This window comes from uncultured Rhodococcus sp. (genome assembly GCF_963525155.1).
GTDB classification, from domain to species: Bacteria; Actinomycetota; Actinomycetes; order Mycobacteriales; family Mycobacteriaceae; genus Rhodococcus_F; species Rhodococcus_F qingshengii.
In genome coordinates, this window is the sequence record NZ_CAURKP010000008.1 from 82,295 (window position 1) to 88,634 (window position 6,340).

Sequence of the window (6,340 nt, forward strand, 5' to 3'; positions counted from 1 at the left end):
CTCCGATTCGAAGGATCTACATGACTGACCGTCCATTTGTTCTCGACGACCTCCACCGTGTGGTCACACCCACGGAGACCTCAATCTCTCCCGACGGCACCGTGGTCGTCTTCGTTCGCTCGGAAATTGTTGCCGGAAAGGCAACTACATCGCTCTGGGCGGTGTCCCGCGATTCCCGGGCTCGCCGCCTCACCGCAGGGCCCGCCGATTCTGCCCCTCGGTTCTCTCCGGACGGAACCTCGATTGCCTTCCTGCGTAAGGTCGGCGACTCCGCGCAGCTGCACCTGATCCCGCTCGCCGGCGGCGAGGCCGAAACTCTCACCACATCAGCATCACTCCCCCTCGGCGCCGGTGCAGCAGCCTGGAGCCCGGACGGAAATATCATCGCGTTCGCCGCTGTGGTCTCACGTTCGGACTCCACCGATCCGAATGCTCCCATCGTCACCGACCGACTCGGGTACAAGGTGGACGGTGCCGGTTGGCTCGGCACCTTCCGGCGCCACCTTCACACCGTCGATCTGGAGACGAAGGCAGTTCGACGGCTCACCGACGGTGATTGGAATGCCGACGTTCCGTCCTGGTCGCCCGACGGCACGGCTCTTGCCTTCACCGCGAATCTCGAACCGGACAGCGATCTGAACCTCACGTTCAGCGCTTACCGAATCCTCGTCGACGATCTGTCGGTTCCCCCGCAGCGACTCGGTCATGCCACCGGAGTGCAGGGCTCCACACTGTGGCATCCGCAGGGAGATTCGGTCGTCGCCATCGGCACTCCCGAGGTCCGTGTCGGAACTGCAGACCTGATCCGGCTGTCCGTCCCCGGCCCAACCGAGACACCGGTCGACGTCACCCTCACAGCTCATCTCGATCGCAACGTGATGCCCGGTGCGCCCGGCTACCCCGGCGGCACACCGGCACTGTCGAATACTGGCGACGAAATCGTGTTCTGCCTACGCGATCGTGGATGGACGCATCTGTACGCGGCCGACATCGAAACCGGCACCTCTCGATCCCTCGTCGCCAATCCCAACGAGGTCGTCTCGGCGCTCTCCGTTGCCCGTGACGCCCGCGTCGCCTCCGTCATCGTCACCACGCAGCAGTCCTTCGGCGAGGTCGCACTCGTCGATCTCGACAGCGGCGCGGTCACCACGCTGACGAAATTCACCGCAGAAGCACTCCCCGAGGTGACACTGTTTGCCGCCGAAGAACGCGAGTTCACCATCTCCGACGGCCGCACCGTGCACGGTTGGTTGCTGTCCGCTCCCGAAACCAGTGGCGCTGCACCCCTTCTGCTCGACATTCACGGCGGACCGCACAACGCGTGGACCGGCGTTGCAGATACCTATCACCCCGCCCACCAGGTTCTCGCCGCCCAGGGTTGGCGCATCCTGACCCTCAATCCACGTGGGTCGGACGGGTACGGCGCAGACTTCATGTACGCCGTCAACGGCGCCTGGGGTACCTCCGACCAAGCCGACTTCCTCGAGCCGATCGACGCGCTTGTCGCCGAGGGACTTGTCGACGGGGACCGTCTGGCGATCACCGGGTACAGCTACGGCGGATACAGCACGTGTCACCTGACGTCCGCGACGGATCGTTTTGCCGCTGCGGTTGCCGGCGGGCTGATCTGCGATTTCAACGCCATGGCCGGAGTCTGCGATTTCGGTCCGCACCTCGCGTCACTCGCCACCGGCACGACTGTTCCCGAGAACTCCGCCAAGCTGCTGGCAGCCTCACCGCTCGCCGCTGTGAAGAACGTGGTGACCCCGACGCTGATCCTCCACGGAAAGTCGGACGAGCGGTGCCCGCTGGGTCAGGCCGAGGCCTGGTTCGCCGCACTGCGCCAGCAGCATGTACCCACCCGCCTGGTGGCGTATCCCGGTGCAAGCCACGGGTTCCTCGTCAACGGTTCGATCTCGCACCGAATCGACTACAGCACAAGGCTCATCGAGTGGGTCAAGCGATACACCTCCGCGAAGCTGCCCAAGACCGGCCTGGCCAACGCGTCAGCCGGAGCCGATGCATGGAAGCGTTCACTCGACGTACTCTGTGAGCGTTACGGCGTCACCGGTGCTCAATTCGGTATTCTCACACTCGATTCCAACGGCAAGGAAATCACCCGTACGACGGTGGCTTCCGGCGTGATCAATGCAGACACCGGGGTCGAGGTATCCACCGACTCCCTGTTCCAGATCGGATCCATCACCAAGGTATGGACCGCGATGCTGGTCATGCAGCTTGTCGACGAAGGCTTGCTCGACCTGGACGCGACCGTCCGGTCGATCCTGCCCGATTTCGCACTGCAGGACGAGGAAACAGCTGCCCGCATCACGGTTCGCGCACTTCTGAACCATCGCAACGGAATCGACGGTGACCTGTTCATCGACAAGGGTCGCGGCGACGACGTCGTCGAACGCTACGTCGAGGGCCTGCGTGACTTCCGTCAGGTTCATCCACTCGAGGACGGCTTCGCGTACTCGAACTCCGCGTACGTCCTTGCAGCTCGTATCGTCGAGGTTCTTCGCGGCGGCATCTGGGACGACATCCTCAAGGAGCGGATCATCGATCCGCTCGGCCTCGCGCACACACTCACGTTGACCGGAGATACACCGAGATACTCTGTGGCAGCGGGTCATACGGGGAACTCCGTCGTGATGCCCGTCTGGCCGATCACGCGCTCGATGGGGCCCGCGGGTTGCATCACTGCCAGCATCGGAGATCTACTCACGTTCGCGGAACTCGGTCTTCTCGAAGGACAGAGCGTCGACGGCGTACGGATCGTGTCGGAAAAGTCAGCCGCCGCGATGCGCACACCCGAGATCGACATCAGCGAACTGTTCCCGGACAAGTCGGGTTGGGGCTTGGGCTGGTTCCACGAAACCTGGTCGGGCGAAGAGATTTTCGGGCACGACGGCAGCACCATCGGCCAGCACGCGTATCTGCGCATCTTCCCCCGCCACAATGTCGCGATCGCACTGCTGACCAGCGGCGGCAAGGCCGACGGCCTCTACCGTGATCTCTTCACCGAAGCCGCGGCCGCGTCGGTCGGACTCGAACCTCCGCAAGCCCTCGCCCCGAACCTCGCGAGTGTGGAGTCGATTCCGGATTCGGTTCTGGGAAAGTACAGCTCGGGCGGAATAGCAATCGAGTTCCGTCGTGGAGAGTCCGCTGACGAAGCCGTGATCACCGTCATCGGCGACGTAATCCCGAATCCCGAGGAAGACGAAACAGCTCCGAAGAAGCCTGCAACGGTAGCCACTCTCGTACCGTCGCAGATCCCGGGGACCTGGACCACCCGTCAACCCGGGGCCGCCGGTTGGACGACGGTACGGCCGCACCGAGACGGAGTGTACGTCGGATTCCGCTTCCTACCACGGGTTAACGCGTGACGATGACCGATACACATACGATGACGGAAACACAGAACGCCGAAACACAGAACGCCAGCGAACTCGAGGAATCAAAGATGCAAGAACAGCTTCAAGAACTCGTCGATCAGTGGAGGGTCGAGGCAAACATCCCCGGCGTCTCGGTCGGTATCGTGCACGGCGACAAGGACATCGTCGTCACCAGCGGCATCGAAAGCGTCGAAACCCAGCTCCCGGTCACCGACAAGACGATGTTCATGATCGGCTCCACCACAAAGGTGTTCGCCGCAACAGCCGCGATGGCACTCGTCGAGGACGGACTGCTCGACCTCGACACCCCGTTGGTCGAGTACGTACCCGAACTGACCTTCGCCGACGAAGAAGCCACCCGCACAGTCACGATGCGTCATCTCCTGACACACACCGGCGGATTCACCGGCGACGCCGGCCTCTCGGCAGGCTGGGGCGAAGACGCCCTGGGACGCTCGGTTTCGCGGCTGAAGGAACTGCGCCAGGAATTCCCCGTGGGAGAAGTCTTCTCCTACAGCAACTCCGGATTCGTTCTCGCCGGACATGTCGTGGCCAAGATCAGCGGACTGACCTTCGAAGAGTTGGTCAAGCAGCGCGTTCTGGACCCCCTCGAAATGAAGAACTCGGCGTTCCTGCCGTGGGACGTGATGACCCACCGGTTTGCACTCGGTCACTACATCCGCGACGGTGTGCCGTTCGTGTCCAACGAAACCGGACTGGACCGCGGCATGACGCCCTGCGGCGGAATGTGGTCCTCGGTGCGCGATCAGCTCGTCTGGGCACGCTACGCACTGTCGGGCGAACACCCGGGTGAGGGCCAGCCGCTCGACGAGTCAACCCGGTTACTGATGCAGAAACCGCAGCGTCCCGCGGCGATGATGTTCGAGGAGGTCGGCATCGGCTGGCTGTTGACTCGCTACGGAACCACACAGGTAGTTCGGCACGGCGGAAACGTCAGCAATCTCCAGGTCTCCGAGTTCATGACGGTGCCCGAGAAGAACTTCGCCGTCACCGTGCTGACCAACGCCCTCGGCGGCGGAATCGGCAAGAAGATCGTCGACTGGTGCATGGCCAACCTCGCAGAACTACCCACGCCGGCATCCCTCGACGTGGTCGAGCCGGAACCCTCTGCTGTCGACGCGGTCCTGGGCAAGTATCAGGCGGGCTCCCTGACGATGACCGTCGCCCCCGCTGACGAGGGAATCGGCATCCGGATGGGCAGCGCGCAGGATCTCGGTGAATACGAGGACATCGTCTGGCCGCCGGCAATCCCGATCGCCTTCCTCAACGACCGTGACTTCGCTGCGCGCGCCGACACCACCCGGGCGTTGGGACGCTTCGTCACCGACGACACCGGTCGCGCCGTGATGCTCGAATTCGGCGGCCGCACCGCCAAGCGAGTGGCCTGATCCTCTAGACGGGTGACGCGGTCCGAACAAGTGCGATCGAACTCGCCGATCTCACCGGACCGCGTCACCCGTTTTTGCGTCTGCGGGCTGCCGTTCATTGCTCGGTTCTGGCAGAACATCGACTTTGGTGCCAGTGAGAAAGGCGACCAGCGCGACGATCACGATCGTGAAGACAATGCTCACCACCGTCGGCCCGAATCCCAAGCCGCCCTCATATCGGTCTTGGGTCAACAGGTCACCGATGGACGCTCCCAATGGACGAGTGACAACATAAGTGATCCAAAATGCAAGTACAGCATTGAGTTTCAGGCCGAAGTGCGCGGCGGCCACTGCGGCGATCACGACGCCGAACAACACAGCAGACTTCGCATACCCCAGGTCCACCTGTTCGGCAATCAAGTCTCCTGCCGCCGTTCCCAGTGAAAATGTGAACAGGATGGCGAACCAGTAGAACGCTTCGCACTTCGGCGTGCAAATACTGTGGATGGACAACGTCCGTTCACTGGCAAACCAGATCCCGAACGTAGCGGCCAGGGCAACCGCAAAGACTCCCGTACTCACTTCGAGCGGTACACCGAGATCGTCGGTCAGAATGTCGGTGATGAGCGTTCCGACTACGCTGATCAGAACTACCACCAGCCAATAGATCCACGGTACATACTGTTTCCGCGTGAACTGGATGATCAGCGCGACGACCAAGAACACCGAAGTCAACGCAGCGGTGCCGATCAGTCCGATGCCTAGATCCGCGTCGAGTGAATCCGCGGCAGTCTCCCCCACCGTCGTGCCCAGAATCTTGATCAGCCAGAAGTACAGTGTGACCTCTGGGACCTTGCTCGCCATTTCACGCGTGAACGCCATGTCGGCCAGCGTGGCACCTGGTTGTTGAAGGGAAGCTGAGAACGTTCGCCGCGATTGCGCCGGAGAGTACAGACTGGACGTCATGGAGCATCTAGCCTCGTCGATTCTGCACCCCTCCCGGTGGAGCGTGCGTGCCCGTTCGACCGTGGCATCGACGCTCGTGATCGCCTTCTGCCTGGTGATCGCCGGGCTTGCACTGGTTTTCGTACTGGCGAACTCCCTGCATCTGTCCGCTCTGAACAGCTCCGAAGCTCGCGCCACGCAATTGGTCCAGCAGCTCAACGGAAAGAACCCGGCCGATCTCGACCCTTCGCTTCTGTCCACAGACAGTCAGATCGGAATCGTGCAGATCGTCGACGCCGATCACCGAATAGTCGCCCAATCACCTGGAACCGACAGCGACCTCCTGTCCGAACGTTTTCTCGGCCCTGACGAGTCGGACGCTCTCGGAAGGGTCAAGAAGTCCGACGACGAGGACTACTGGCTGATCGGGCGAGGCGCTCAGACGCCGACCGGACCAGTCACCGTCTTCGTCGGCGCCGACCGTGAACCGGTTGAAACCGTGGTGACGACCGTTGCCGTTCTGCTGGCCATCGTCGGACCTCTGGTCCTGGGGCTGGCAGCGTTTGCCACCTACCGCCTCGTCGGTTCGGCCCTCGCTCCCGTCGAACG

Annotated in this window: 3 protein-coding genes and 1 pseudogene; 3 read left to right on the plus strand and 1 reads right to left on the minus strand. The window is 62.6% G+C overall.

The genetic code is table 11. The annotated features are described in order from the left end of the window. The first annotated feature begins 20 nt into the window (after positions 1–20). Both RWT78_RS03725 and RWT78_RS03730 read left to right on the plus strand, forming a co-directional pair. Positions 21–3,389 (plus strand): serine hydrolase, encoded by a 3,369-nt coding sequence (locus tag RWT78_RS03725; protein ID WP_314674024.1) that lies wholly within the window; start codon positions 21–23, stop codon positions 3,387–3,389. 2 nt (positions 3,390–3,391) lie between these two features. Then, entirely contained in the window at positions 3,392–4,807 is a 1,416-nt protein-coding gene (locus RWT78_RS03730) for a serine hydrolase domain-containing protein (RefSeq protein WP_314674026.1), read from the plus strand. 51 nt (positions 4,808–4,858) lie between these two features. On the opposite strand, the gene RWT78_RS03735 is transcribed toward RWT78_RS03730, so the two are convergent. Continuing rightward, positions 4,859–5,668 carry a membrane protein gene (locus RWT78_RS03735; RefSeq protein WP_003945809.1) on the minus strand — a complete coding sequence of 270 codons (810 nt, stop codon included), beginning with the start codon at positions 5,666–5,668 and terminating at the stop codon, positions 4,859–4,861. 82 nt (positions 5,669–5,750) lie between these two features. On the opposite strand from RWT78_RS03735, the pseudogene RWT78_RS03740 reads away from it, so the two are divergent. Beyond that, positions 5,751–6,340 (plus strand): annotated as a pseudogene (locus RWT78_RS03740) (two-component sensor histidine kinase); the annotation flags it as partial.